The organism is Pannonibacter sp. (assembly GCF_051860505.1).
Taxonomy (GTDB): domain Bacteria; phylum Pseudomonadota; class Alphaproteobacteria; order Rhizobiales; family Stappiaceae; genus Pannonibacter.
In genome coordinates this window covers 24,336-50,505 of record NZ_JBHYDX010000023.1, presented here as the reverse complement: position 1 = coordinate 50,505, position 26,170 = coordinate 24,336, and the positions used below count along the sequence as shown (strand labels likewise).

Here is a 26,170-nt window from a genome sequence, read left to right as displayed (position 1 = left end):
TATTGCGGTGCAAACCGTCATCCTTTCGTCAAGCAACATGAAAGGGGTGGTCAGACACGCAGGGATTGGCATAGTCTCCTCTAAGGAGGAGCGGCACCGGACCGAAAGGCTTGGTGCCAAACGAGAACTTGCCGCCGCAGCGCATAAACCGGAAACCGGTCTGCCTGCGGTCTGCCGGGAGCTTACGACAAGATGGCAAAGACCAGCGAGCCGACCGTTATCAAAAAATACGCCAATCGTCGGCTCTACAACACCGGCACCAGCACCTATGTCACCCTCGAGGACCTTGCGGTCATGGTGAAGGGCGAGGAAGACTTCGTCGTCTACGATGCGAAGTCCGGCGAAGACATCACCCGTGCTGTGCTGACGCAGATTATCGTCGAACAGGAGGGCAAGGATGGGCAGAACCTGTTGCCGATCACGTTCCTGCGCCAGTTGATCCGGTTCTACGGCGACAGCATGCAGGGCCTCGTGCCCGGGTATCTGGAGTTTTCCATCGCCTCGCTGACGAAGGAACAGGAGAAGCTGCGCAGCCACATGTCAGGTGCGTTCAGCTCCACGGCGCTGGAAGCCATCGAAGAGCAGGTCAAGCGCAACAGCGAAATGTTCGAGCGGGCGATGAAGATGTTCCTGCCCTTCGGCCTTGGTGGAGCCGGCGTTCCGCCGAGCACAGACGCCGTCGACGCGGCCGCTGCACGCTCGACGCCCGCCAGCTCATCCGATCTGGACGACCTGAAGCAGCAGCTGGCGTCGATGCAGAAGAAAATCGACGCGCTCGGATCGGACAAGACCTGACGAGGCCCCCCGGCGCAGCCTGTCAGCGCCGGGTAGCCTGCCCTGCCCTTCAGCCGCAATCGGCCTCAAGCCCGACCGCCGCTATGCCGGCGGTCGCACAGGCTTCGTCATTGTCTGAGCTGTCACCCGTGACCCCGACAGCGCCCAGCACTTCACCGTCCAGATCCCGCACGAGCACGCCGCCCGGCACCGGAATGATCGCGCCACCGGATGCACCATTCAGCGCCTGGACAAAATGCGGTCGGGTTTCCGCATTGGCATGCAGCCAGCGGGTTCCCGTCCCAATCGCAAGAGCACCATAGGCCTTCCCACTGGCAATCTGCGGCCGCAGGATCGATGACCCGTCCTGCCGGGCGAGTGCGACCACATGGCCACCGGCATCCATCACCACCACGGTCAACGGTTTCAGCGACAAGCTGTCCGCTTTTTCAAAAGCGGCAGAAATGATTGTCTGTGCCGTTGCAAGTGTCATCTTTCCCATGACCCGATATCTCCGCTAAGACTGAAAGCCGATATCAACGGGCTAGCACGGCACAGCGGCAAAGCACAGAAAGCCCGCATGGAAAACACTTCCACCGCTGCGGAATAAATTGAACCTGGGGGAACAGCCACGTGGCCCGCAACTTTGACCTGCCCGGCAGATCGCCGGTCATCGCTTCCAGCGGCATGGCCGCAACATCGCATCCGCTTTCGACTGCAGCAGCCATGGAGATCCTGCAGGATGGCGGCAACGCCGTCGACGCAGCGATTGCTGCCGTAGCCGTGCAATGTGTGGTCGAACCGCACATGACCGGGCTTGGCGGTGACTGCTTTGCCATCGTCACGGAAGCCGACGGGCATATGGCCGGCTTCAATGGTTCAGGCGCAGCACCGAAAGCCATCAGTACGGCTGCGTTGGTGGACCAGGGCCTGTCCGAAATCACCCCGGACAGTGTCCATGCCATCACGGTTCCCGGAGCCGTGCGTGCCTGGGAGACCTTGTTGCAGGCGCATGGCAGCCAGCCGCTGAGCAAACTGCTGCGCCGGGCCATTTCCTACGCCCGCGACGGCTTTCCAGTCGCCCCGCGCGTCGCTCGGGATTGGCCTCACAGCATAGAGAAACTGGCTGCCGATCCGGCCAGCGCCAGAACCTATCTGGTGGATGGCGCGGCACCACGCACGGGCGATATCCTGCGCATGCCCCGCCTGGCCGACACCTTGAGTGCAATTGCTTCCGGCGGGGCAGACGCCTTCTACACCGGAGACATTGCCGAGGATATCGTCGCCACGCTCAAGGCACGCGGCAGCTACATGACCCTTGAGGATCTGAGCGCCTGTCACACCACAGCGGTCGCTCCGGTCCTGAAGGACTATCGGGGGTACACGCTCGCGGAATTGCCGCCCAACGGCCAGGGCCTTGTCGCCCTGATCATGCTGGGCCTGCTCGAGCGCTACGATATGGCCGCGCTGGATCCGATGAGCCCGGAACGGCTGCATCTGGAAATCGAAACTGCCCGTCTCGCCTATGCCATGCGGAACCGCTTCATTGCTGACCCAGGCCACATGGACGTGTGCCACTCGGCCCTGATCAGCCCGGAAGCGCTGGATCGGCTTGCAGCCCAGATCTCACTCGACAGGCGCAACGATTCCATCTCGCTTCCCGACCTCGCCCCGCAAACGGACACGGTCTATCTCAGCGTGGTCGACAAGGATGGGCTCGCCGTCTCCTTCATCAACTCGATCTTCAAGGAGTTCGGGTCGGGCGTGCTGGCGCCTGAGACCGGGGTCCTGCTGCACAACCGCGGCTGCAGCTTCCGCGTCGAGCCTGGCCACCCCAATACGATCGAGGGCGGCAAGCGGCCCATGCATACCATCCTGCCGGCCTTCGGCCTCAAGGATGGCGCCCCCTGGCTGTCCTTTGGCGTCATGGGCGGTCACTACCAGCCCTGCGGCCATGTGCATGTCCTGACCAACATCATTGACCACGGCATTGACGTTCAGGAAGCCATCGATACCCCGCGCCTGTTCCTGGATGACACATTCACCAAGCTGCAGGTCGAAAACGGGATTCCCCAAGGGGCTGTAGAGGGACTGTCCGCCCGCGGGCATGACGTCATCAAGGCGGGCGCGCCGATCGGCGGGGCGCAGGCGATCATGATTGACCGCAAGCGGGGCATCCTGACGGGAGGCTCGGATCCGCGCAAGGACGGCCACGCAGCAGGATACTGAAGCGTTTGACCCGGATTCCGTAGCCGCTGCTGCGCCGGGTCAAACGATGGCCGCCCAACTCCCTCAGGGTCAGAGCTGCGTCGAAACCACATGGCCCGGCGCACGGCGGCGCGGGGACGCTGCAACACTGCGATAACTCAGCACCCCGTCCAGCGCTTCGGCCGGCTGCGCGGTCAGCGCCAGGACCTCCATGTCTCGCATGGAAATCAGATGCGCAAGGAAAGCGGCATCCGGTCGATACAGGCCGTATCCCGCCTGACGTTCCTCGGGAGCAGCCACCATCGGAGCTGGCAGGCTCAGCGGTGTACGCGCCACTTCTGCCATTTCATCGGCGCTGGCTTCCCGCGCGCGGGCCTTGGCGCGCACCTGGGCTCGGACCTGCGCCCGGCGACGATCGGAATAACGGTCAAACGGACGGAATGGATCGATACGCAACGGATCTGCCTCTGTCTGTTCCGGTTCGGGACGCCCGGGGTGAACTCCCCTCGTTCATCGCAAGCCCCGTGCCAGACAGCGGGATTCGTTAATCTTTGACCTCTGATTTCATTACGCTTTCATGCAGAATGGTTAACACGGCATCAGGAGTTTTAAGCAAATCGGCGACATCCACTCGTCAAGGACCGCATTGAAACAACAAAAAAGGCGCCTCCTTGCGGAGACGCCTCTTTCCAACGGATGACCCGTGAAAGTCTCAGGCCGCCAGGGCGCCCTGTGCCTTCTCGACCAGGACCTGGAAAGCGGCCGGCTGGTTGATGGCGAGATCGGACAGAACCTTACGGTCGACTTCGATGCCAGCCTTGTTCAGTCCGTCGATGAAGCGGCCGTAGGTCAGGCCGTGCGCGCGGGTGGCAGCGTTGATGCGCTGGATCCACAGCGAGCGGAAGTTCCGCTTCCTGACCTTGCGGTCGCGGTAGGAATACTGAGCGGCCTTCTCGACGGCCTGCTTAGCAATGCGGATGGTGTTCTTGCGGCGGCCATAGTAGCCCTTGGCAGCCTTGATAACTTTTTTATGACGGGCATGGGCCGTTACGCCCCGCTTGACACGCGCCATGGGTAAACTCCTTGATTGTCAGGTGGTTATGCGTTCGGCATGTACTGCTTCACGATCTTGGCGTCCTGCGGTGCCAGCGTGGTCGAACCACGGGCGTTGCGGACGAACTTGGCCGTGCGCTTGATCATGCCATGACGCTTGCCAGCCTGACCGGTCTTCACCTTGCCGGTCGCGGTCAGCTTGAAGCGCTTCTTAGCTCCAGACTTCGTCTTCAGCTTGGGCATTTTGCATCCTTTCATTGGTGCAGGAGGTATAACCACCCGCTCGTTTGTTGGTGCATCGAGAGGTCGCCACGGCATGCCCGGGTTTCGCGAGGCACGGACTGATGCAAAAGACTGGCTTGAGACAACAGAAGAACGAGCCCGCAAAGAGCCGGACGACTCTGGACCGGTGGCTTATAGGGACAGGGCGCCGCGAAAGCAACCTGAATCCGGCAAACGAAGCATAGAAAACAAAACAGCCCGGACGAACGGCCCGGGCTGCCAAATTGCAAGGGATGCTGCGATCACCGCACCATCGTTCCATGTCTGGCAAAACAGCGACCCGGACGCCTCAGCGCTGGATCGGAGCCAGAACCATCACCATCTGCCGGCCTTCAAGGCGCGGCGAAGATTCGATCTTGGCCACATCTGCAGTCTCGTCGCGAACCTGCATCAGCAGCTTCATGCCGAGATCCTGGTGCGCCATTTCACGACCACGGAATCGCAGGGTAACCTTGACCTTGTCGCCTTCCGAGAAGAAGCGCTGGATAGCCTTCATCTTCACCTCATAGTCATGGGTGTCGATGTTCGGACGCATCTTGATCTCCTTGATCTCGACGGTCTTCTGCTTCTTGCGCGTCTCGGATGCCTTCTTCTGCGACTGGTACTTGAACCGGCCGTAGTCGAGGATCTTGCAAACCGGCGGCTCCGCGTTCGGCTGAATCTCGACCAGATCCATCCCGGCTTCAATAGCCAGATCGAGGGCCTCCTGAGTCGGGACGATGCCCCGGTTCTGGCCTTCGTGATCGATCAACTGGACTTCGCGAACGCGAATTTCATCATTGGTGCGCGGGCCATCCTTAGAAGGAGGCGGGGCGCGGAACGGACGGCGAATGGTCGCTATCTCCTCTGTCGTTGCAACTGGGCGGCTTCACTTCAGGCGGCGAATGCACCAAAAATCCCGGTCGTGAACGCCAGGATCGATGACCACACGCTGTTGGTCTGAAGCCTTGACAGAATCCGCCCATCCTCACCGAAAGTCAACAGCAGAAGCGGCAGAAAGCCTCAGGATCGCTTTGCCGGCGGCCATCCAAGCAGCTTGGCGTAAGTTTCAAGCGTTGCAGCGCACATCGCCTCGACCGTGAAGTGCCCCTGAACATGCGCCGCAGCACGCCGGCACAAGCCGGCACGCGCATCGGATGACAGCGCGAGCACAATCTCAATGGCATCCGCCAGGGCATCCGCATCCCCGGCAGGCACCCGCCAACCTGTCCGCTCCTCAGCCGGAACGTCGGGGGGGGCCAGAACGGTTTCCGGCACAGCACCAAGGTCTGACACAATGACCGGAACACCAGCGGCCTGTGCTTCCACCGCCGCACGGCCGAACGCTTCCGGTTCCGTGGAAGCGACAACACTCAAACTGCTCAAGGACAGGGCTGCCGCCACATCCGCGCAATGTCCAATCAGACGGACATCCCCCTGGAGCCCGGCAGCGTCGATCTGTGCCCGCAGCTCCGCAGTATAACTCTCCCGTCCCTGGTCGTCCCCGGCCAGGATTGCCAGCGGCAGCATTCGCCCGCGCTGCTTCAGGATCGCCATCGCGGAAATCAGAACGCGCTGGCCCTTCCAGCCGGTCAGCCGCGCCAGTTGCAGCAGCACCGGCCGGTCATCAACGATACCGAACTGGGCAGCCATTGCAGCCTTGCGTTCGGCAGTCACCGCCCCCGGCGCCAGTGCGGTCAGATCCGAACCGCGATGGATCACCGTCATTCGGTCGCGGGCAAAGCCATGCCGGGCTGCGATCAGGTCCGCCGTATAGCGCGAATTGGCAATCACCGCATCGCCCCGTGCCATCACCGAATTATAAAGCCCCTTCAGGGCGTTGGTCTGCTTGTAGATGCCATGATAGGTGGTCACGAAAGGCACGCCCAGACGACGCGCCGCAAGAAAGGCCGACCAGGCCGGCGCCCGGCTTCGGGCGTGGATCAGCGCAACGCCCCGCTCCCAGGCAAGCTTCTCCAAGCGCTTTACATTCGCGAGGATGACCAGCGGGTTCTTCGAGGCGACAGGCAGAACGACGTGCTCTGCGCCTGCAGCCTCTAGCTCGGGCACCAGGCGGCCGCCTTCGCTGACGACCAGCGCATGCCAGCCCCGTGCGACAAGGGCGGCGGCGACATCGACCGTCGTGCGCTCCGCCCCGCCGGTATCAAGGTCCGGAATGACCTGGAGGATGACGGGACGATCTGAACCTATGGCCAAGTTGGTCTCCAGGGGCACCAGAGCCCTTTCGTCTGCCGAAAGCCTGTGCCAAACCGGCAGTCGTGTTTAAGTTGACGGGAGCCATACAATGGGGACGACCGCACCGCAATTCCTGTCCGTCGGCGAAGGCGCAAACCAGCGCGAGATTGCCTTCCGGCGCTGCGACGGGCGGCAGCCCGGCCTGTTCTGGCTCTCCGGCTTCAAGTCGGACATGACCGGCACCAAGGCCGAAGCCCTTGCCGCCTTCGCAGACACATCGGGACATGCCTTCACGCGGATGGATTACTCAGGCCATGGCGCATCCGGTGGCCAGTTCGAGGACGGCACCATCAGCCGTTGGCTTGAGGAGGCAAAGGCCGTGTTTGACCGGGAGGCGAAAGGTCAGCGCGTCATCGTCGGCTCGTCCATGGGCGGCTGGCTCGCGCTCCTGCTGACCCTTGCCCATGTCGCTGAAGTTGGCCCGGGCAACAGCCGGATCAAAGGACTGGTCCTCATCGCCCCGGCGGCTGACTTCACACAGGAGCTGATGTGGAACCAACGCTTCGACGACTCCATCCGCCGCGAAATCATGGAAACAGGGCGCTATGAACGCCCGTCCGCCTATGGCGATGGCCCTTATGTCATCACCAGGGCCCTGATCGAGGATGGCCGGCATCACCTTGTCCTGAACCGGAGCCTGCACCTCGGCTGTCCGGTGTCTATCCTGCAAGGCCGGCTCGACCCCGACGTGCCCTGGCAACACGCCCAGCGCCTGGTCGACCACCTGCCACATGATGACGTGTCCCTCACCCTGATCCCGGACGGCGACCACAGGCTGTCCCGCCCCCAGGACATTGATGCGATGCTGCGGATGGTGGCGACCGCGCTCTAGGCGCGGCCGATGTCACTTAGCGGGCAAACACGATGGTCTTGTTGCCGACAATCATCACCCGGTTTTCAAGGTGATACTTCACGGCCCGCGCCAGCACGCGCGCTTCGATATCACGGCCGCGTGCCACAAAATCATTGGCAGACAGCGAATGGTTCACCCGTTCTGCGTCCTGCTCGATGATCGGCCCTTCGTCGAGGTCTGCGGTGACATAATGCGCCGTCGCACCAATCATCTTCACGCCCCGCTCATGCGCTTGATGATAGGGACGCGCGCCCTTGAAGCTGGGCAGGAACGAGTGATGAATATTGATGACCTTGCCAAAGAGCCGCTTTGACAGGCTGTCGGACAGGACCTGCATGTAACGGGCGAGCACGACGAGATCAGCGCCCGTTTCCTTCACCAATCCAAGCAGTTTGTCCTCCTGCTGCGCCTTGTTGTCCTTGTTGACCGGCCAGTAGTGGAACGGGATGCCTTCAATCTCGGCGGTGCGGCGGCTGTCCTCATGGTTTGACACGATTGCGACGACCTCTGCATCCATCCAGCCGACGCGGATCTGATAGAGGATATGCAGCAGCGCATGGTCGAACTTGGAGACCATGACGATCATCTTCTTGCGCTGCGATTGGTCCGTCAGCTCCGTCTTCATGTCGAAACGGGCAATCGCCGGAGCCAGAGCCTTGGAGATCGCGTCCCTCGTTAGCGTATCGGGCGCAAGAAAGGAGATGCGCATGAAGAACCGGTTGGTGACCTGGTCCCAGAACTGATCGCTCTCGGCGATGTTGGCGCCAAGGTCGGCGAGTTCAGTGGTCACCGCCGCGACGATGCCCGGCCGGTCTTCACAGGACAGGGTGAATACGAAGGATTTCATCGACAAGGCGGATCCCTTTCGGTTCATGGGGCGTGTCTTTTAGCACAGCAGCACCGGGAGAAAAGCCGCGCCTGATGGCGCTTTGACGCAGCACGTATCGGTCACTGTGTGCCGTTGCGCTCAGTCTTGCCTGCTCACTCGTCGCCCGGCGCAAGGAAATCCGCCACCATTCCCCGAATATCCGACACGGCAGGATCAGAAGACGATAGAGCGATTGTCAGCCCGCCCCGCCAGATACTGATGCACCGCCGTGCTCATCACGTTTGTGCCAGAGACGGCCTGCCGCATTGACGTGAGGCCACCGGCCCCCTCTCATGACACCATGAAGTTCCCAAAACTGATCAGCGACGGAGTGCCGCTTTGACGCAGGACATGCTGCTGGCACAGGAACAGGCGTTTCGTCTAGCCGCCTTTCTCGGCGTGCTGTTTGCAATGGCTCTCTGGGAGATCGCCTCGCCGCGCCGGCGGCTCGAGGTGCCCCGTGTCCTGCGCTGGTCCAACAACCTGCTGCTCGTTGTTCTCGACACAGTGATTGTCCGCCTTGCATTCCCGGTTTTGGCCGTTGGGCTTGCCTTGCAGGCGGAAGCTGGCGGCTGGGGTCTTTTCAATGCCCTTGATGTGCCCGGCTGGATCGCTTTCGTCCTCAGCGTCGTACTCCTCGATCTGGTGATCTACCTGCAGCACGTGCTGTTTCACTTCGTGCCAGGCCTTTGGCGTCTGCACCGGGTGCATCATGCGGACCTCGACATCGATGTAACCACTGGCCTACGGTTCCATCCAGTCGAGATCCTGTTGTCGATGGTCTTGAAACTTGGTGCCGTGGCAGCGCTCGGGGCGCCTGCCGCAGCCGTTCTGGTGTTCGAGGTGCTGCTCAACGCCTGTGCGATGTTCAACCACTCGAACATCCGGCTGCCCGCGAGCGTCGATCGCGTGCTGCGGCTGTTTCTGGTGACGCCGGACATGCACCGGGTCCACCATTCCGTGATCCCGCGCGAGACGAACTCAAATTTCGGCTTTTCCCTGTCCTGGTGGGACCGGCTGCTCGGCACCTATATCGCTCAGCCGGCTGAGGGACATGAGGGCATGAGCATCGGCATCCCGCAGTTCCGCACCCGCCGCGATCTCTGGCTGGACCGGATGCTGTGGCAGCCCCTGCGTGGCACAGCATACGGCTCCACCCGCAACGCCGACGACACGGGAGTGGCCAGGACAAAACCGGAGGCCTGAGGCCTTCGGTTGAGCTTGATGACAAACCTCGACCTCACCGAAGTCATCCCGGCCAAGCGAAGCGCCGAGCCGGGACCGGAGAGCCGGGGCCTCTATTTTTCAATGAGTTACCCTAGGAGAGACCTTGGCTCTCCGGTCCCGGGTCTCCGCTCCGCTGCGCCCGGGATGACGATAGAGGGTTTGTCAGCAGTTTGAACCGGAGGCCTGAGACCTCCGGTCAGTTTTCAATCAGCAGGCAATCACGCGCGCAACTGGATCGGGCGTCCCTGCGTGATCCGTGCAGCGGCAGCAACAATCGCATCCGCATCGATGCCAAAATGCCGGTACAGATCGGCAATCGTGCCGGTCTGGCCGAAATGCTCGACCCCGAGCGGGATGGTCCGGTGACCAGCCACCGCGCCGAGCCAGGACAACGTCGCCGGATGGCCGTCGATGACGGTGATCAGCGTGCAATGCGACGGCAGCTGGCCCATCAGCCGTTCGGCAAGGCTCGTCGCCGTCTCGTGGCCGCGCGCCCGCGCCCGCCGCGCCGCCGTCCAGCCGGCGTTGAGCCGGTCGGCGGAGGTCACCGCCAGCACGCCGATGTCACGCCGCGCGCCCATCATGCGGCCGGCCGCCTCAATGGCCTCGGTTGCCACGGTGCCCTGATAGGCAATGACGACTTCGGCATTCGGCCCCGGTTCGCGCAGCCAGTAGGCGCCGTCGATGACGCCCTGCTTGAACCCAGGGTCCGGTCGGCGCAGCACCTGCTCGACCGGGCGCGTGGACAGGCGCAGGTAGACCGAACCTCCGGTCTCCTCGCGCAGCCAGGTGCGCTCGTCCAGATCGCCCTTGCCTTCGCGCTGCATGTAGTCAAAGGCCCAGTCCATGATGATCGCCAGTTCGTCCAGATAGGCCGGCTCGAAACTGGCAAGGCCATCCTGAGACATGCCGATCAGTGGCGTGCCGATGGACTGGTGCGCCCCGCCCTCCGGTGCCAGCGTGACACCGGACGGCGTGCCGACCAGCAGGAAGCGGGCATCCTGGTAACAGGCATAGTTGAGGGCATCGAGGCCGCGCACGACGAAGGGATCGTAGACGGTGCCAACCGGGATCAGGCGCTCGCCGAACAGGCTGTGCGACAGGCCGGCCGCCCCCAGCATCAGCATCAGGTTCATCTCGGCAATGCCGAGTTCGATGTGCTGGCCCTGTGGCGAGAAGGCCCATTTCTGCGCCGACGGAATGCGCTCGTCACGGAACGTGTCGCCGCGCGGATCACGGGCGAACAGCCCGCGCCGGTTGACCCAGCCGCCGAGGTTGGTCGAGACGGTCACGTCCGGCGAGGTGGTGACGATGCGGTCGGCGAGCGGGCCGCCTGCGCGCGCGATCTCGTCCATGATCTTGCCGAAGCCAGCCTGCGTGGAAAGCATCTTGTCGGACAGCGCCGCGACACCCGGAGCCGGCAGGGTCTCGGCCGAGTAACGCCGGCGGCCACGGGCAAAGAACGGCACCGTACCGAGGAAGGCCTTCAGCCCGGCCACATCCTCGACGGCGGCAAAGGGCTCCCACTCCGCTCCATGCGGCACGCCCATGCGGCCGCGGAATTCTTCCATCTGCGTCGGCGTCATCAGGCCGGCGTGGTTGTCCTTGTGCCCGGCCAGCGGCGTGCCCCAGCCCTTGATCGTATAGGCGAGGAACACGGTCGGCCGCTCGTCCTGCGCGCTGTCGAAGGCGTCCTTCAGCGTGTCGAGGCAATGGCCGCCAAGGTTTTCCATCAAGGCGGCAAGCTCTGGATCCGAGCGGCGGTCGAGGAGCGCAGAGACTGCTCCCTGGTCGCCGAGATCCGCCATCAGCCGCTCGCGCCAGGCAGCCCCGCCCCGGAAGGTCAGCGCGGAATAGAGCGCATTCGGGCAGGCATCGATCCAGGCGCGCAGCTTGTCACCGCCAGGCTCGGCAAAGGCTGCACGCTGCAGCGCGCCGTGCTTGAGACGCAGCACGCGCCAGCCGAAGGCATCAAAGATCTGTTCCATGTGGGCCCAAAGCCCCTCGCGGACGACGCCGTCGAGGCTCTGGCGGTTGTAGTCGATGATCCACCAGACATTGCGGACCTCGTGCTTCCAGCCTTCCTGCAGCGCCTCGTAGATGTTGCCTTCGTCCAGCTCGGCATCGCCGATCAGCGCCACCATGCGGCCCTTCGGCTGCTTCAACCAGCCGTGGCCTTCGAGATAATCCTGCGTCATCGAGGCAAAGATCGGCAGCGCCACACCGAGCCCGACCGAGCCGGTGGAGAAGTCGACGTCATCCACGTCCTTGGTGCGCGACGGATAGCTCTGCGCCCCGCCATAGGCGCGGAAATTCTGCAGCTTCTCCAGCGTCTGGTTGCCCATGAGATACTGGATCGCATGGAACACCGGCGAGGCATGCGGCTTCACCGCCACCCGGTCTTCCGGTTTCAGCGCATGGAAATAGAGCGCGGTCATCAGCGACACCATGGAGGCGGAGCTTGCCTGATGGCCGCCGACCTTCACATCGCCGTCCCCCTTGTCGCGCAGGTGGTTGGCGTTGTGCACCGTCCAGCAGGCCAGCCAGAGCAGTCGCTGCTCGATTACCTTCAACTGATCCATCATCCTGTCTCCTCGCCGCGAACCGTACCGTTCGGTACCGCTTTCGTGCCCAAGTCATGCCAGCATTTCGCAGCAAGATGTTACCGGTTCGGGCGCCATTTAACGCCCGAACCGGAACACCATTTCGCGATTCCGCTGCCCGGAGGTTTTTCTTCACCGCTTGCAGCAAGGGGCAAGGATCTTAGGCTGCCGCTGCGTCCCGGCCCGCCAGCGCGCTGTCCAGATCACCGATGATGTCAGCGACCTCCTCAAGGCCGACGGACAGGCGGATCAGACCTTCTCCGATGCCATGGGCCGCACGCTCTTCCGGCGTATAGGTGGAATGGGTCATCGAAGCCGGATGTTGGATCAGGCTCTCGCAATCGCCGAGCGACACCGCACGCCGGATCATCATCAGGCGGTTCATCAGCGCGGACCCGGCTGCAAAGCCACCTTTCAGTTCGAAGGCGATCATGCCACCGAAGCCTGGCATCTGGCGGCGGGCGAGATCATGCTGCGCGAAGCTTTCGAGGCCCGGGTAGTAAACCTTGGCCACCGACGGATGCGCTTCCAGGAATCGCGCCACCTCCATCGCCGAGGCGCAATGGCGCTCCATGCGCAGTTTCAGCGTCTTGAGGCCACGCAGCACCAGATGGGCGTTGAACGGCGCCATGACGGCGCCCGTCATGTCCTTCATGCCCACGAGGCGGATCTGCTGGATGTCCGCACCTGGCCCCACAGCGATGCCGCCGATCAGGTCGCCATGGCCACCCATGTATTTGGTCGCCGAATGCACGACAATGTCGGCGCCCAGCTCGATCGGGCGGGTGAGCACCGGCGTCGCATAGGTGTTGTCGACCACTGTGCGCGCACCGGCCTTGCGGGCAATGGCGGAGATCGCGGCGATGTCGACGAGCCGCATGTTCGGGTTCGCCGGTGTTTCGAAATAGACGATCTTCGTCTTGTCGCTGATCGCCGCTTCCAGATCGGACGGGCTCGTCAGGTCGACATGGGTGATGGTGATGCCGAAGCGGGCAAGGCCATGGCGCAGGAAGGCGAAGGTGCAGCCATAGAGCGTCTTGTCGGTGATGACCTCATCGCCCGGCGAGAGGAACGTCCACAGCACCGAGGTGATCGCGCCCATGCCGGAGGCCAGCGCAAGGCCAGCTTCCGCCCCTTCGAGCACGGCGCAGCGCCGTTCGAGCAGATCCAGCGTCGGATTGGAAATGCGCGAGTAGAAATAGCCGCCCTCGCGGCCGGCGAAGATCGCAGCACCCTGCTCGGCGCTGTCGAAGGCGAAGGTGGAGGTCAGATGCATCGGCGGCGTCAGCGCGCCCTCGTTTTCCATCGGGTCGTAGCCGTGATGGATGGCGCGCGTTGCAAAGCCGGCATTGGACTTCAAGGTCATGGGCAACTCCTCCAGATCAGATGATGCAAGGAGAATACTGCTGACAGACTGGCATGTGCTTTCAAGATATGCCACGCTGCCGATCCATATTAGCAGATACTGCCAACACCAACCAGAGCCTCGACCGTCAATGCCTCAACTGGACCCAAAGGACCGCCAGATCATCCGCGCCTTGCAGGAGGATGGACGCCTCACGAACCAGGACCTTGCGGAAAAGGTGAACCTGTCGCCCTCCCCTTGCCTGCGCCGGGTACGCTTGCTGGAGGAGCGCGGGGTCATCACCGGCTATGCCGCCAAAGTCGACCCGGCCGCCTGCGGACTGGAGATCACGGCTTTCATCCGCATTTCCCTGCAGCGACACGAAGGCGCGAATGTCTCGGATTTCGAGGCCCGCGTCCGCCGCACCCCGGAAATCCTCGCCTGCTATCTGATGACGGGCGAGGCCGACTATTTACTTCGCGTCGTCGTCGCCGACCTGAAGGCCTACGAGGCGTTTGTGCGCGACCAGTTGCACCACATCCCGGGCATCGCCTCGATCAACACCAGTCTTGTCTATGGCGTGGTCAAGGAAACCAGCGTGTTCCCTTGACCGGTGATCCGCCACTGGAGCCTCAGAATTTCAGACTGCCGCTGAGCCTGATGCTCCGCCCCATTTCATACAGCGTCGAGGTGCCGCCTGAGACGTAGTAGGGCGTTGTATGATCGAGGTAATTTTCATCGAAGATGTTGGTGATCGCGAGACCGAACTCCTGTGCGGGTGTCGGAGTCCAGACCAGCGCGAGATCATGCACGTTGTAGCCAGGCAGTTTCCCGGCAGCAAAGCTGGATGGCAGATCCTTTTCCGGCAGAACCACCGTGCTCGTCCAGTCGATCCGCAGATTGTGATCTACAAATGTATAGCCAAGCCGCCCGACAATCTTGTCGCCCTGAACCGCCACACTGCGCAGCCAGTCACTCGGACTGACCCACTGCCCATTCTGCTTCACATCCGAATGGGCGTAGCTGAGGTCCGCCGACCAGTTGTTCCAGTCCCGCCCGAGTCGGGCAGTGAAGCCGATCACGTCCACATCCCCGGCATTGCGCCGGGCAAAGGGCAGGCTCCGTCCCTGCCAGTTGAGGATCGTATCATCGATCCGGGTCTTGTAGCCGGTAAAGCCCGCGCGCCAGCCGTCCCGCTCGAACTCGATGCCAGCTTCGGCCGTGCGAGCGACCTCGCCCTTAAGCGTGCGATCCGTCTTCGCCCGGTCGATGCCCGGGCGATGGATCAGTGTCAGCCCCTCAATGGGGCGCACTCCTCGAAATGCCTCGGCCCAAGACGCGAAGAACGTCAGACCGTCGATCGGTTCGAAGTCGATCCGGGCGCTCGGATTGAGACGCCCGTTGTCATAGTGATTGCCGGCCAGATCGGTCAGAAGCGCCCGATCATACCGGAGCCCGCCCTGCAGCGACAGATAGTCGGTCAGCGCGTAATCGGCCTGGACATACAGACCATGCGTCTGACCTGTCTCGGTCCCCTTGCGGCCTGACGCCAGTTCGCCGCGTGACTGCTCCCAAGTGAAATCATAGCCGTAAGTCAGCGCGAGGCTGCCAAACTCGGACCGGTTGCGAATATCGAGCCCGCGTGTCAGCCAGGAGGATGTCTGCCGATCAGCGATCAAGCGGGTCAAAGAGCTCTTGTTGTCGTAGACGAACAGTCCAAGGTTGATCAGCGGATTGTCAGATGGGTCGAAGCTGTACCGGAGGCTTGTGGTCCTGCGGGACATCTCCTGATCTTCCGCAATAAAGTCCACATGGCTCGGCGGCACGCCGAAGTTCGAGCGATAGGCGCGAAAGCCATTGTCTTCCTGATAGTCCGCGATGAACTTGATCTGATGCCCCTCTGCGGGACGAATTGTCAGCTTGGCAAGGCCATTCAATGGCTGGTTGTCGGTGTCGCTGACGTCCCGCCCGGCCCCATCCTTGTAGTCGCGCGCCCATGTCTTTGAGCCATAGAACAGATAGCTGAAATACTCGTTCGGCATGCCATAGGTGGCAAACGATGGCTGAATTCTGGATCCGTTGGTGCCCGCCGAAAACTTCACCATCGAGCCGAACTGGCGATCCGGAAGCAGCAGATCTTCCGCATCCTTCGTCTCATAGCGGATCGTACCGCCAAGGGCGCCTGGACCGGCGAGTGCTGCACCGGTACCCGCTCCGATGTCCACCCGCTTCAGGATACCGGGATCAATCAGCATGTTGCCAGAGTGGGCGTAGAGGTTGCCGGCCTGTTTGGCACCATCGAGCGTGACGTTGAGATTGGTCTCTTCGACACCGCGAACATAGACCTTTTGCGCCTGCGTCCTGTTGCCACCGGCAACCGCTACGTCTGATGACTTTGCAAACAACTCATTCAGTGTGGTTGGTTGCGACTGCTGAATCTGGCGTGCGTCGATGACCTCTGTCGTGTCCTTGGCCTTGTCATTCGTGACAGTAATCTTGCCAAGATTGGTGATCGGCCTGTCGTCAGCACGCACATCCGATGACACGAGAGTTGTTGCAGGCAGCAGATAGCAGGCCGCCGCAGTGGTGAAAAAACAGTGTCGCCAACCCATCCCAATACCCCTACCCAGGTCAAGAAACATCCCGATTTCAGCGACTTGCCAGCCACTGACAGGATGTCGGGAGGTATAGGACAGAGGTGGGTCGGCAAACCAATCGCAATATCTGAGTATAAACCTCAGGTTTTTAGAGCCTGTATACCTCAACACACACGGCGGTCGCGTTGCTTGCCCGCACCTGAGCTGCAAACACCCCGAATACAGGTCCGAAGCCAGCGATGCACCGGATCGGCATCCAGTCTCGGATGCCAGAGCAGCGAAACTGTCAGCTCTTGTGGTGGCAGAGGCAGGTCAAAGCTGAAAAGCCCTGCTCGGAGCATACCGGTATGGCGCTCGGGAACCGTCGCGATGAGATCCGTTGTGCGGGCGAGGGAAACAGCAGTTGTAAAACTGCTGACAACTACGCCGGGTTTGCGTTCCGTTCCAAGTCCCGCAAGCGTCTCGTCGATCGGCCCCCGGTCCTGCCCGCGCCGGGTAACCAGCACATGCCGGCCGCCAATATATCGGTCGAAGGTGACCTCGCTTTCAGCCAATGGATGATCCGGGCGAACGACGCCGATGAACCGGTCCCGGAACAGAGCCTGGGCCCGCAACTCCGGCCCCGTCGACTTGCGGACGACACCGATCTCGATATCCGCCGTTCCATCTCTTAGCGACCCGGCGTCCCGATCCGGTTTCTGGATACAGCGCAGCTGGATCCCGGGTGCCTCCTCGGCTATGCGGTCCAGCAGCGGAGGAATGAAATTCTCGAAGAACCCGTCGCTGGTCTGCAGGGTGAAGCAGCGCGTCACGCTGTCAAGATTTGGCTCGGCCATAGGCCGAAGGATCGATTCCGCCTCCAGCACAAGACTGCCCACCCGTTGGCGAAGCTCCAGTGCGCGCGGAGTGGGCACCAGTTCACGCCCCGCCCGCACCAGCAATGGGTCCCCCGTCGTTGACCGCAGGCGGGACAGGGCACGGCTCATGGCAGACGGGCTGAGGTTAAGGCGGACGGCAGCCCGGGCGACATTGACCTCGTCCAGCAAAACGTCCAACGCCACCAGAAGATTGAAGTCAGGAGTGCTCATGCCGTTCCTTTCTGCCTTGCCCGGGATCGCTCGCATCGCGCAGGGATTGATTGCATGCGACGCGCGTTCCGGACTGGGTCTGTCGACGGTACTTTGCCAGAGCTTGAACCTGGAGCCGGCGAGACCCTGTCTGATCCGAAGGCCAGACAAGGTAGCCCTATAGTCCGTCCAAGTTCCGGACTTCGGGATTTTACGCAGTGCACCTAGAAAATGTCCTTTCGCAATTCTTGAGATCAGACCTCAGGAATAACGATTTGCCTGACGTCGGCTGAACACCCTAGCGTTGCGCCACGCTTGAACCTGACCGCCAGCCAGCAGCGATCATTTGCCTGCTGAAGCGTGTCCAGCCGTGGATCGACCCCATGTTCCGCCCAAACTTGCACCTGGCAACCGCCGCCATTTTTCTATTTTTATCAGGCATTTCCACCACACCGGGCATCGCACAGGCGACGGGCGAGAAGCGCCCCCTGGTCATTGCCGACAGTCGCGGTGACTACGGGCTTCTGGCGCCGTTTGCCCATATGAAGAACGGCCCCGCATATCTCTACACCAGCTATATTTTTGACACGCTGGTCGCCCAGGACAAGCAGGGCAACCCTGTCCCCGGGCTGGCGACAGCCTGGACCAGAAGCACGGATGGATTGAGCTGGGAAATTGAACTGGATGACCGGGCGCGCTGGCATGACGGCAAGCCGGTGACCGCCGAAGATGTCGCCTTTACGGTCACCTATATGGCCGAGCATCCCTACGCCTTTGCCAGCACGTCCGGCATCGCGAGCGTGGAGATCCTCACATCAACACGATTAAAACTTCAATTGAAACAAAGTGATGCCGGGTTTGTGTCCGGACTGCTGACTTCGCTGCCAATTCTGCCGCAACACATTTACAGCAGCATTTCCAACCCCGAAGTCTTCGCCGAAAGAGCAGCTGCTACGGGCAGTGGACCCTATATCCTCGAAACTCAGGACAAGGCGCAGGGGCGCTATCTGCTGCGGCGCAACGAGGACTATTATCGCGGAACGCCACTATATCCGGCGGTCGCCATCGTCAAAATGTCAACCGATGCCGCCATTGTCGCTCTGAAACGCGGTGAAATCGACGTTATCACCGATGTCCCACTGGACCGGGCCGAAGCGATCCGATCGTCAGGGTTCAAATTGGTCGAGGCGCCGAGCAATCATCCGATGCGGCTGACGTTCAATCACGCCGGACCTTTCAGCGCAAAGGCGGCTCGCCAGGCCTTGGCCCATGTCATCGACCGTCAGGCACTCGTTGATATTGCCTATCGTGGCGCAGCGGTCGTGGCAGATCCCGGGTTTTTCCAGAAAGGTTCCCCCTGGCGTGATCCGCAAGGTCAGCTCAGCTATCCTGTTGATATTTCGAAGGCAAACGCTCTTCTGACCAGCCTGGGATGGTCACGGGACGAGGCGGGCCGCTGGTCCTCGAACAACCAACCGATCACCTTGCGCCTTGTGGCCCAGCCCCAGGCGAAGGCAGTCGCCACAGCGGTAACAGATCAGCTGGAAGCTTTCGGACTGGCCGTGGATCTGCGTTTGCTGGAGCTGGCGCAAGTGCAACAGCAGATCGAAACAGGACACTACGAATTGGCGTTGTTCTCATCCAGCACCTTGGGTGACCCTGTTTCACTGATACGGAAAGTCTTCGGCCCAGCCTTCAACAGTGACCGCTTCCCTGATCATCCCGAGCTTCGCAACCTCTTGCAAGAACAGGCAATTTCCGCAAACGCCGCGGATCGCCTGTCCCTTCTTCACAAGGCTCAAGCGCTCTATGCCGAGGAACTGCCGTCGCTGTTTCTCGTCAACCCGATCTGGGCGACCGCGCATAATGACCGCGTTTCTCCGACGTTTCTTCCTGATGGCGTCGCGATCGGCATCCCTATGGCCATGCATCAGGCAGTGCTGCTGCCGCCGGTTTCGCAAGCAACCGGAAAGGCCGCAAGATGAGCCCGCCGTTGCTTTCCCGGCATGTGGTGCAGGGATTTGCGGATCGGATCGTCGTCTTCCTGCTGCTCGTCGTGCTGACATTCGTGCTGCCACGGCTGATGCCGGGGGACGCACTGGACCTGATGCTGAGCTCAGATGTCACGCGCTCGATGAGCCGCGCGGAGACCGACAATTTGCGCCAAAGTATGGGTCTTGATGCGACATTTGCCACCCAATTCCTGACCTATGTGACCCATCTGACCGGCGGTCATCTCGGCTACTCGATCCAGCATGCCGCCCTTGTCTCCGACCTCATCGCCAGGGCCCTGCCGTGGACACTGCTGCTCGTCCTCTCCGCCCTGCCGGTCTATCTCGGCATCAGCGTGGTCAGCGGGATCGAGGCGGGCCGGGCGCCCGATGCGCCGGTTGACCAGACGGTCACCGGGGTGATGACGCTCCTCGCCAGTATCCCGCCCTATTCGGCTGCGGTCTTCCTTCTGCTCGGCTTCGCGGTGCTGTGGCCCCTGTTTCCGGCGAGTGGTGCCGAGCCGCTGTTTCCCTCGTCCGATCCACTGCAACGTGCCATGGCAATCACGCGTCATGCGGTCCTGCCGGTACTGGCGCTGTCGCTGCACGAGATCGTCCGTTTCTACTTCCTGACCCGGGGCGAAGCCGTCGGTCTTTCCGGACGGCCTTTCGTGCTCAACGCGAGGGCAAGAGGGATCGGAGGCTGGCGGGAGCGCGTGAACTACTTCGGCCGCAACCTGCTGCCGGCCCTGCTGGCGCGCATGACCGACTCGGTGGCGGCGCTGTTCGGTGCGGTGATCTACATCGAGATCGTCTTTGCCTATCCTGGCATTGGCTTGCTGCTCTATGAAGCAATCCTGAGCCGGGACCATGTGTTGCTGCAGGGGATCGTGCTGACGATCGCAGCCGTGTTCCTGATGGCGAACTGGGTGCTGGACACCGCAAGCGCCAGCCTTGCGGCAAGGGGCTAGGCGGTGAGCCGCATGTCCTGGCATCCGTCCCTGGCAGCGACAGCTATCGCAGCCGCTGCCGCCCTGTGCCTCATGTTGCCGGAGGTTCTGCCGCCCTATATCACCAGCCGCGATGTGCTGCAGCCACCAGGACCTGCGCATTGGCTGGGCACCAACGACATAGGACAGGACGTGCTGACCGGCCTGTTGCGGGCAACCCCCAATACGGTGTTGATCGCGCTGCTGACGGCCGCTGCGGCGCTGGTCCTATCGATCCTCTTTGCAGGACTGACAGTGACCGGGCCCCGCTGGCTGCAACGAACGTTGATGCGTGTTGTCGATGTGCTGCAGATCGTCCCCTCTGTCCTGGTCATTCTGCTGGTCGCCGCCTGGGTGCAACCCGACCTCGGCGGGATCGCGCTGCTGCTGGCACTGACGATCTGGCCGGACGATGTCCGCGTGCTCAGGACCGTCTTCCGCCGAGAGCTCATCCGGGAAAACGTTGCCGTCGCACGGCGGCTCGGCGGCTCCTGGGCCTATTGCCTCGGACGACACGTGCTGCCGGCAATCGCTCCCGTACTCGTCGGACTGTTCTTGCAACACGTCCGGCAGGCGGCGCTGAAGACGGCCGGACTTGGCTTTCTCGGGCTGACCGATCCACGGCTGGTAACCTGGGGCGGCATGATGCAGGACGCGCTGGATTATCTGCACACGAGCGCCTGGATCTGGCTGCTGGTGCCACCTGCTGCCTGTCTGACCCTGTTCCTGCATGGCGTTCTCAGGGCCGGGGGACAGCTGGAGCACGCAGGACAGACGGTGAAGGCGGGGCTGACGTGATCAGGATCGACGGGCTCAGCCTGTGGGCAGGGGACAAGAACATCCTGGCCGATCTCTCGCTGGATATCCGGCAGGGCGAAACCTTCGCCCTCATTGGCGCATCGGGCAGTGGCAAGACAAGCCTCGCCCGGCTGCTGACCGGCTTGATCCGGCCCACGCCAGCCGCCCGCCCCGGCCCCGGCCCCGGCGCCGGTCCCGGCAATGGCAATGGCAATGGCAATGGCAATGGCAATGGCCTCAGCTATCATGCGTCGGGCAAGGCCGAAGTGGCCGGCGTCGACGTCCTCACAGCACCTGAAAGCACAATGCGGCGCCTGCGCGGTCGTCGCATTGGTCTCATCATGCAGGCACTGGCCGACTCGCTGAACCCGCACATGAGCGTGTTGGACCATATGCGGGAACTGCTGCAGGTGCGGGGCATCAATACTGGAACAGCAGAGCAGATCTATCTCGACTTCAATGTACCGGCACGTTTGCATCATCGTCGGCCAATCCATCTCAGCGGCGGCGAGATCCAGCGCGTGCTGACCGCCCTTGCCCTTGCCGGCAAGCCGGATCATCTGGTGCTGGATGAACCGACGGCGGCTCTTGATGCGGAAAACCGCGCGCTGGCGCTGACTGCGTTTCGAAAGGGTGTGAGCGAACGGGCTCAATTGCTCATCACTCACGATCTGGACCTTGCCAGAGCGCTGGCCGACCGTGTCGGCTTTCTGGATGGCGGCACGATGGTTGAAATGGGTTCGGCAGAGCGGCTCCTGTCCCGGCCGGCTCACCCTGTCGGGCAGATGTTGATTGGCCGCAGCGCAGGATCCGAATCCACGCGCGCACCACACGGCACTGCCGCCTGGCGGACAAAGGACGATCCTCAAAACCAGCTGGAAGCCGGAAGCGAAACGGATGTACCCGGCCTTCAGGCCATAAAGGTAAGCCACGGCTTCGGAGCCTGCCAGATCCTCGATGGGCTGTGTCTGCATGTCGCCGAAGGAACCTGTGCTGCAATCCTTGGACCGAGCGGTTGCGGAAAATCGACCTTGGCGCGCATTCTCGCCGGGTTTGAACCTCTGCAGAACGGAACGCTGGTCTGGGGTCATGCGGGGACGCAGACGCCATTGGCGCATCCACCCTCGCTGATCTCGCAGCATCCGCACCGAGCGCTTGCCCGGCATTTCACCGTCAGGGACGTCCTGATGGAACCCATGCGGCTGGCGCGCGCGCGCCGCTGGTCCTGGTCCACGCGCGCGCAGGGCGATGATCTGGACCGTGTCGCAGCACTGCTGACAGACGTCGGCCTGCCGGTCGACGAGGCATTCCTGCAGCGCAAGACGGCAATGCTGTCAGGTGGCGAGGCCCAGCGCCTCGTCATTGCGCGGGGTCTGGCAACCCAATCACGCTGCCTGGTCGCAGATGAACCGACCTCCGCGCTCGATCTGTCGGCCCGGACCCAGATCATCGCACTGCTCAACCGGCTCAAGGCGGACCGACGCCTGACGCTGGTCCTGTTCACCCACGACCGGTCCGTGGCCGAAGGCCTGGCTGACAGAACCTATCGCCTTGCTGGTGGGCGGCTGGTGGCAGAGGCTTAAGAGTGAATATTAGCCGTCTTATCATCTCAACAAATGCCCGTCCCTACCGGCATGACCTCGCCGCCTCGCCGTTTCCTCAGCGGTCATCCCCGCCGAGTGCGGGGATCCATACGGCCTGAACCGGAGCCGGCGTCGCAACTGCTCACGGGGTTGGCTGGATCCCCGCACACGGCGGGGATGACTCGGGGTGTGGGTCTGGCACTGTGCGCTGGCACGCCGAAGGACCAGGGTTCAGCACTGATAGTCGCGAAAAAGAGGCTCAACAGAGCCGTTCCATGGGCCATGGAACTGGGCGAGCATGTCGTCTGCAAGGGTGGCACCGCGATCGAGCATGTCATCCAGAGGAGCCAGGAACATGCGCTCGTCACGGTCATCATCATTCAGACGGGCGCGATTCTTCAGGCCGAGGCGGGAAATGGCCATTATCTCCCGGGCCGTGTCCAGCAGCGGCCGGCCACGGAACGGCGCCTGCAGCGCATGTGCGGGCACAGCGTTTCGCAAGGATTCAACCTCCGCCACGGTCCATTCAGCGGTGGCGTCATGCGCGGCCGCCAGCGCCTCATCATCATAAAGCAGGCCGACCCAGAAGGCGGGCAGCGCACAGATGCGCCGCCAGGGGCCGGCATCCGCGCCGCGCATTTCCAGAAAGCGCTTCAGACGCACATCGGGAAACAGCGTCGACAGGTGGTTGATCCAGTCACCCACGGTTGGCTGCCAGTCGGGCAACTGACCTTTAAGCCCTCCGGCCATGAACTGGCGGAAGGTCAGGTGCGTGCAATCCTGGTACCGACCGTCCCGGATGACGAAATACATCGGGATATCGAGGGCCCATTCGGCGTAATCGGCAAAGCCGAAAGTGTCGCTGAACACGAAGGGCAGAAGCCCTGCGCGGGCATTGTCGGTGTCCCGCCAGATATCGCCGCGCCAGGATTTCAGGCCATTGGGCCGGCCCTCGGTGAACGGCGAGGCGGCGAACAAGGCTGTCGCTAGGGGCTGCAGTTTCATCGAGACCTGCATCTTCCGGCGCATGTCGGCCTCGCTGGAGAAGTCGAGATTCACCTGAATGGTGCAGGTGCGGTACATCATGTCGAGCCCCTGGCTTCCGACCTTGGGCATATAGCGGGTCATGATGTCATAGCGCGACTTCGGCATGCGCGGCGTCTCGTCGATGCGCCACACCGGGCTGCCGCCAGCGCCGAGAAAACGGATCCCGAGCGGTTCGGCGATCGCCTGGAGATGGACGAGATGCAAACGGGACTCGCGGCAGGTCTGATGCAGGTCCTCCAGCGGCGCACCGGACAGTTCGAATTGACCACCCGGTTCGATGGAGATCGCCCCCTGTCCGTCGGCAGACGCCAATCCGATCACATGCCCGTCATCCAGAATAGGTTCCCAGCCGAGCCGCTGCTGCATGCCGTCCAGAAGCGCGCAGATGCTGGCCGGGCCATGGTAGGGCACGGGGCGATTGCCTTCGGCAAAGAAGGCGAACTTCTCGTGCTCCGTGCCGATGCGAAAGGCGGCAGCGGGCTTGCAGCCCTCCGCCAGATAGGCGACGAGCGTGCCGAAATCCTCCAGCGGCGCGGCGTTGGTGGTGTCACGAGCCATGGATGAAATAACCTTCTGCCGAAGCGGAACTCTGACGACGCGCGATCATGCCGCCACCGGCCGGGCCGGCTCGGCACGGCGGCCTGCCCCGTCGTAAAGGTCGAGGCAACGCTCGAACCAGTCTGCGACCCGGCTGCCCTGCGGCAGGATAGGGGTATCAAGGCAGACCCTGGCCCACTGGAAGGCCCCGAAGACCACATGGTCGCAAAACAGGGGAGAGGCTCCGCCAAACCACGGCTGCTCGCCCAGAACGTGATTGAGCGGTGCAAGCCGCGCCTCGAAGTCCGCCATCGCCGCGTCGCGGCCGGCGTAGATTTCCTCGATGCTCTTACCGAAGCGCTTCTGGCGAACGGCCGTGAAATGCGCCTGATCCGCCGGTGACATCATCGCATGCATGTTGCGCACCGCCGCCGTGGAGACCGGCGGATGCAGGACCGTGTGGCAATAGGCCTCGAAGAACCGCGCCATGGCAATGCCACCCGTCCCGCCGAAGAGCGACGGCGCATCGGGATAGGCCTCGTCGAGATAGACCGCGATCCTGAAACTGTCACCTTCCAGATGACCGTTGTCGTTGAGCACCGGCACGCTGGTGAATGACCCGTCCTCGATCCGGGAAATATCGGCGAAAGACAGCGGCACCAGTTCGAAGTCGAGACCCTTGTGCCGCAGGGCCAGAACGATCTTCCAGACATGCGGCGAGAAATGCCGGATGCGTTCGGCGCAAGCAAGACTGTAGAGACGTCGCGGCATGGCGAACCTCCTGATAGACGGATCCAAGGATGTGTTTCCGGACAATGCCCGCCCCGGCCAGGACGCCAATCTCAGGCCGGAGCGGGCTGCGTTCAGGCAACTGCGGCCTGAACTGGCGCGGGAGACGGCTGAGCCTCCCGATCCGGTTGCGCCGGCTTCACAGCCCGGTCAGACACGGCGCCAGCTTTTGGCGCCAGCCGGATCATCTGGTTCATGATGTTGCGGCGGTGCATCTCATCGGTGCCGCCAACGGCGCAGAAGGCGAGCGCGTTGCGCAGGAAATCAGCGACCGGGCCCTCATGGTAGCCCTTGCTGCCATAAAGACGCAGCAGGTCCAGCGCGCTGTCGACCACCGCATCGGCGCCGACGAGCTTGGCGATGGAGCACAGCATCACCGAGTCCGGCGTGCCGGCGAGCAACCGGCTGAGCGCGCCATAGGCGACCCATTTGCCACTCTCCATGCCAATGCAGATATCCGTCAGGCGGCGCTGCACATGCTGGTGCTCGAGGATCGGAACACCGAAGGTTTCGCGCCGCTGGGCATAGGCCAGCGCCTCCGCCAGCATCGGCTCAAGCATGGCGGCCGCGACCAGCCCGTAATAAAGCCGGCCGAGGGAGACGATGTCGACCAGATTGCGCAGCCCCTCGCCCGGAACGCCGAGCATATGGCCGTAGTCGAGCCGGACGTCGTCAAACCGCAGGGAGCCGGTGGGCAGATCCCGGTTGCCGAGCTTGTCATCGCGCGGGCCGGCATGGACGCCGGGCATGGACGCATCGACCAGCGCCAGCGAGATGCCGCTGCGTTGATGGTCATCGAGCTTGCAGATCACCAGGATGAAGCCCGCCACCGGTGCGTGGGCAATGTTGTATTTCGACCCGTTGAGCGCGAAGGTTTCGTTGGCCAACGGGGTCAGGATCGACGAGGTCGCCCGCACATCGGTGCCCGTGTCGGGATCGGCGATGGCCGTGGCAGTCAGTTCGCCGGCAAGAATGCGCGGAAGATAGTGTTTCTTCTGCGCCTCGGTGCCGAAACGGTCCAGCGCCCGCACCATGCCGGCCTGGGCGATGATGGACAGCAGGATCCCCGGCGCGCGCAGGGAGGAGGCAAGCCCCTCCAGCGCAGCCGTGAAACCCCACCAGTCACGTCCCTCACCGCCCTGCTCGGGCGGAACGATCATGCGCCAGAGACCGGCCGCGCGAACCGCGTCCCAGGTGGACTGGTCAAAGGTATCGGCAGCACGCGCATGGGCAGACATCTCGCGTCCGATCTCCCGGTAGAGGCCACGCAGGCGCATCTGGTCCGGCGTCCATAGCAGTTGCATCGTCACCTCCCCTGAAGGTC

General features: G+C 62.6%; 23 protein-coding genes. 9 read left to right on the top strand and 14 right to left on the bottom strand.

The genetic code is table 11. The features are described 5' to 3' along the window. The first annotated feature begins 192 nt into the window (after nt 1-192). A complete protein-coding gene (gene phaR / locus ACTIFE_RS15790; protein WP_439530121.1) occupies nt 193-795 on the top strand; it encodes a polyhydroxyalkanoate synthesis repressor PhaR in 603 nt (200 codons plus the stop codon). A 49-nt stretch (nt 796-844) separates the two neighbouring features. On the opposite strand, the gene ACTIFE_RS15785 is transcribed toward phaR, so the two are convergent. After that, the gene (locus ACTIFE_RS15785; RefSeq protein ID WP_439530120.1) at nt 845-1,276 is read right to left on the bottom strand and encodes a GlcG/HbpS family heme-binding protein; all 432 of its coding nucleotides are present in this window, start codon (nt 1,274-1,276) and stop codon (nt 845-847) included. Nucleotides 1,277-1,407: 131 nt separating this feature from the next. On the opposite strand from ACTIFE_RS15785, the gene ggt reads away from it, so the two are divergent. After that, nucleotides 1,408-3,003 carry a gamma-glutamyltransferase gene (gene ggt, locus ACTIFE_RS15780; protein ID WP_439530119.1) on the top strand — a complete coding sequence of 532 codons (1,596 nt, stop codon included), beginning with the start codon at nt 1,408-1,410 and terminating at the stop codon, nt 3,001-3,003. Between the two features lie 69 nt (nt 3,004-3,072). Here the strand turns inward: ggt and ACTIFE_RS15775 are convergent, their stop codons facing one another. The 5 genes from ACTIFE_RS15775 to ACTIFE_RS15755 form a co-directional block, all read right to left on the bottom strand. Further along, nucleotides 3,073-3,438 (bottom strand): hypothetical protein, encoded by a 366-nt coding sequence (locus ACTIFE_RS15775; RefSeq protein ID WP_439530118.1) that lies wholly within the window; start codon nt 3,436-3,438, stop codon nt 3,073-3,075. Nucleotides 3,439-3,694: 256 nt separating this feature from the next. Continuing rightward, nucleotides 3,695-4,054, bottom strand: a complete 360-nt coding sequence (rplT, locus tag ACTIFE_RS15770; protein WP_106753637.1) for a 50S ribosomal protein L20 — start codon at nt 4,052-4,054, stop codon at nt 3,695-3,697. A 26-nt stretch (nt 4,055-4,080) separates the two neighbouring features. Beyond that, nucleotides 4,081-4,278, bottom strand: coding sequence for a 50S ribosomal protein L35 (rpmI, locus tag ACTIFE_RS15765; RefSeq protein WP_106753636.1), 198 nt, complete (start codon nt 4,276-4,278; stop codon nt 4,081-4,083). 328 nt (nt 4,279-4,606) lie between these two features. Next, nucleotides 4,607-5,149, bottom strand: a complete 543-nt coding sequence (gene infC / locus ACTIFE_RS15760) for a translation initiation factor IF-3 (RefSeq protein WP_439530149.1) — start codon at nt 5,147-5,149, stop codon at nt 4,607-4,609. A gap of 170 nt (nt 5,150-5,319) precedes the next feature. Continuing rightward, the gene (locus tag ACTIFE_RS15755; RefSeq protein WP_439530117.1) at nt 5,320-6,513 is read right to left on the bottom strand and encodes a glycosyltransferase family 4 protein; all 1,194 of its coding nucleotides are present in this window, start codon (nt 6,511-6,513) and stop codon (nt 5,320-5,322) included. An 88-nt stretch (nt 6,514-6,601) separates the two neighbouring features. Between ACTIFE_RS15755 and ACTIFE_RS15750 the strand changes: the two genes are divergently transcribed. Beyond that, nucleotides 6,602-7,384, top strand: a complete 783-nt coding sequence (locus ACTIFE_RS15750) for an alpha/beta hydrolase (protein ID WP_439530116.1) — start codon at nt 6,602-6,604, stop codon at nt 7,382-7,384. A gap of 16 nt (nt 7,385-7,400) precedes the next feature. On the opposite strand, the gene purU is transcribed toward ACTIFE_RS15750, so the two are convergent. After that, the gene (gene purU, locus ACTIFE_RS15745) at nt 7,401-8,279 is read right to left on the bottom strand and encodes a formyltetrahydrofolate deformylase (protein ID WP_439530115.1); all 879 of its coding nucleotides are present in this window, start codon (nt 8,277-8,279) and stop codon (nt 7,401-7,403) included. 333 nt (nt 8,280-8,612) lie between these two features. Here purU and ACTIFE_RS15740 point away from each other — a divergent pair, with 333 nt between their 5' ends. After that, the gene (locus tag ACTIFE_RS15740) at nt 8,613-9,479 is read left to right on the top strand and encodes a sterol desaturase family protein (RefSeq protein WP_439530114.1); all 867 of its coding nucleotides are present in this window, start codon (nt 8,613-8,615) and stop codon (nt 9,477-9,479) included. Between the two features lie 239 nt (nt 9,480-9,718). Here ACTIFE_RS15740 and ACTIFE_RS15735 read toward each other — a convergent pair whose 3' ends face one another. Together ACTIFE_RS15735 and ACTIFE_RS15730 are read right to left on the bottom strand one after the other, a co-directional pair. Continuing rightward, the gene (locus ACTIFE_RS15735) at nt 9,719-12,082 is read right to left on the bottom strand and encodes a 1-deoxy-D-xylulose-5-phosphate synthase N-terminal domain-containing protein (RefSeq protein ID WP_439530113.1); all 2,364 of its coding nucleotides are present in this window, start codon (nt 12,080-12,082) and stop codon (nt 9,719-9,721) included. 181 nt (nt 12,083-12,263) lie between these two features. Next, complete coding sequence (locus tag ACTIFE_RS15730; RefSeq protein ID WP_439530112.1) at nt 12,264-13,469, bottom strand: methionine gamma-lyase; 1,206 nt, start codon at nt 13,467-13,469, stop codon at nt 12,264-12,266. 130 nt (nt 13,470-13,599) lie between these two features. Between ACTIFE_RS15730 and ACTIFE_RS15725 the strand changes: the two genes are divergently transcribed. After that, the gene (locus ACTIFE_RS15725) at nt 13,600-14,058 is read left to right on the top strand and encodes an Lrp/AsnC family transcriptional regulator (protein ID WP_439530111.1); all 459 of its coding nucleotides are present in this window, start codon (nt 13,600-13,602) and stop codon (nt 14,056-14,058) included. 22 nt (nt 14,059-14,080) lie between these two features. Here ACTIFE_RS15725 and ACTIFE_RS15720 read toward each other — a convergent pair whose 3' ends face one another. Both ACTIFE_RS15720 and ACTIFE_RS15715 read right to left on the bottom strand, forming a co-directional pair. After that, nucleotides 14,081-16,060 carry a TonB-dependent receptor domain-containing protein gene (locus tag ACTIFE_RS15720; protein ID WP_439530110.1) on the bottom strand — a complete coding sequence of 660 codons (1,980 nt, stop codon included), beginning with the start codon at nt 16,058-16,060 and terminating at the stop codon, nt 14,081-14,083. 149 nt (nt 16,061-16,209) lie between these two features. Then, nucleotides 16,210-17,133 (bottom strand): LysR family transcriptional regulator, encoded by a 924-nt coding sequence (locus tag ACTIFE_RS15715; RefSeq protein WP_439530109.1) that lies wholly within the window; start codon nt 17,131-17,133, stop codon nt 16,210-16,212. A 362-nt stretch (nt 17,134-17,495) separates the two neighbouring features. Between ACTIFE_RS15715 and ACTIFE_RS15710 the strand changes: the two genes are divergently transcribed. From ACTIFE_RS15710 to ACTIFE_RS15695, 4 genes are read left to right on the top strand one after another with little or no spacing between them, the layout of a single operon-like run. Beyond that, a complete protein-coding gene (locus ACTIFE_RS15710; protein WP_439530108.1) occupies nt 17,496-19,097 on the top strand; it encodes an ABC transporter substrate-binding protein in 1,602 nt (533 codons plus the stop codon). Then, a complete protein-coding gene (locus tag ACTIFE_RS15705) occupies nt 19,094-20,074 on the top strand; it encodes an ABC transporter permease (protein WP_439530107.1) in 981 nt (326 codons plus the stop codon). Before ACTIFE_RS15710 ends, ACTIFE_RS15705 begins: the two co-directional genes overlap by 4 nt. A gap of 12 nt (nt 20,075-20,086) precedes the next feature. Next, nucleotides 20,087-20,890 carry an ABC transporter permease gene (locus ACTIFE_RS15700; RefSeq protein ID WP_439530106.1) on the top strand — a complete coding sequence of 268 codons (804 nt, stop codon included), beginning with the start codon at nt 20,087-20,089 and terminating at the stop codon, nt 20,888-20,890. After that, nucleotides 20,887-22,473 carry an ABC transporter ATP-binding protein gene (locus ACTIFE_RS15695; protein WP_439530105.1) on the top strand — a complete coding sequence of 529 codons (1,587 nt, stop codon included), beginning with the start codon at nt 20,887-20,889 and terminating at the stop codon, nt 22,471-22,473. Before ACTIFE_RS15700 ends, ACTIFE_RS15695 begins: the two co-directional genes overlap by 4 nt. A gap of 231 nt (nt 22,474-22,704) precedes the next feature. Here the strand turns inward: ACTIFE_RS15695 and ACTIFE_RS15690 are convergent, their stop codons facing one another. The 3 genes from ACTIFE_RS15690 to ACTIFE_RS15680 form a co-directional block, all read right to left on the bottom strand. Beyond that, nucleotides 22,705-24,078 (bottom strand): glutamate--cysteine ligase, encoded by a 1,374-nt coding sequence (locus tag ACTIFE_RS15690; protein WP_439530104.1) that lies wholly within the window; start codon nt 24,076-24,078, stop codon nt 22,705-22,707. Between the two features lie 45 nt (nt 24,079-24,123). Further along, nucleotides 24,124-24,828 carry a glutathione S-transferase N-terminal domain-containing protein gene (locus ACTIFE_RS15685; RefSeq protein WP_439530103.1) on the bottom strand — a complete coding sequence of 235 codons (705 nt, stop codon included), beginning with the start codon at nt 24,826-24,828 and terminating at the stop codon, nt 24,124-24,126. Between the two features lie 92 nt (nt 24,829-24,920). Beyond that, nucleotides 24,921-26,150, bottom strand: a complete 1,230-nt coding sequence (locus ACTIFE_RS15680; protein WP_439530102.1) for an acyl-CoA dehydrogenase family protein — start codon at nt 26,148-26,150, stop codon at nt 24,921-24,923. Nucleotides 26,151-26,170: the final 20 nt, after the last annotated feature.

Excerpts from the sequence above, each read along its gene's own strand:
- ACTIFE_RS15705 (WP_439530107.1), top strand. The coding sequence starts at position 19,094 with ATGAGCCCGCCGTTGCTTTCCCGGCATGTGGTGCAGGGATTTGCGGAT.
- ACTIFE_RS15685 (WP_439530103.1), bottom strand. The coding sequence starts at position 24,828 with ATGCCGCGACGTCTCTACAGTCTTGCTTGCGCCGAACGCATCCGGCAT.
- ACTIFE_RS15690 (WP_439530104.1), bottom strand. The coding sequence starts at position 24,078 with ATGGCTCGTGACACCACCAACGCCGCGCCGCTGGAGGATTTCGGCACG.
- ACTIFE_RS15700 (WP_439530106.1), top strand. The coding sequence starts at position 20,087 with ATGTCCTGGCATCCGTCCCTGGCAGCGACAGCTATCGCAGCCGCTGCC.
- ACTIFE_RS15735 (WP_439530113.1), bottom strand. The coding sequence starts at position 12,082 with ATGGATCAGTTGAAGGTAATCGAGCAGCGACTGCTCTGGCTGGCCTGC.
- phaR (WP_439530121.1), top strand. The coding sequence starts at position 193 with ATGGCAAAGACCAGCGAGCCGACCGTTATCAAAAAATACGCCAATCGT.
- ACTIFE_RS15750 (WP_439530116.1), top strand. The coding sequence starts at position 6,602 with ATGGGGACGACCGCACCGCAATTCCTGTCCGTCGGCGAAGGCGCAAAC.
- ACTIFE_RS15680 (WP_439530102.1), bottom strand. The coding sequence starts at position 26,150 with ATGCAACTGCTATGGACGCCGGACCAGATGCGCCTGCGTGGCCTCTAC.
- purU (WP_439530115.1), bottom strand. The coding sequence starts at position 8,279 with ATGAACCGAAAGGGATCCGCCTTGTCGATGAAATCCTTCGTATTCACC.
- rplT (WP_106753637.1), bottom strand. The coding sequence starts at position 4,054 with ATGGCGCGTGTCAAGCGGGGCGTAACGGCCCATGCCCGTCATAAAAAA.
- ACTIFE_RS15785 (WP_439530120.1), bottom strand. The coding sequence starts at position 1,276 with ATGGGAAAGATGACACTTGCAACGGCACAGACAATCATTTCTGCCGCT.
- ACTIFE_RS15730 (WP_439530112.1), bottom strand. The coding sequence starts at position 13,469 with ATGACCTTGAAGTCCAATGCCGGCTTTGCAACGCGCGCCATCCATCAC.
- ACTIFE_RS15725 (WP_439530111.1), top strand. The coding sequence starts at position 13,600 with ATGCCTCAACTGGACCCAAAGGACCGCCAGATCATCCGCGCCTTGCAG.
- ACTIFE_RS15710 (WP_439530108.1), top strand. The coding sequence starts at position 17,496 with ATGTTCCGCCCAAACTTGCACCTGGCAACCGCCGCCATTTTTCTATTT.
- rpmI (WP_106753636.1), bottom strand. The coding sequence starts at position 4,278 with ATGCCCAAGCTGAAGACGAAGTCTGGAGCTAAGAAGCGCTTCAAGCTG.
- ACTIFE_RS15715 (WP_439530109.1), bottom strand. The coding sequence starts at position 17,133 with ATGAGCACTCCTGACTTCAATCTTCTGGTGGCGTTGGACGTTTTGCTG.
- ACTIFE_RS15720 (WP_439530110.1), bottom strand. The coding sequence starts at position 16,060 with ATGGGTTGGCGACACTGTTTTTTCACCACTGCGGCGGCCTGCTATCTG.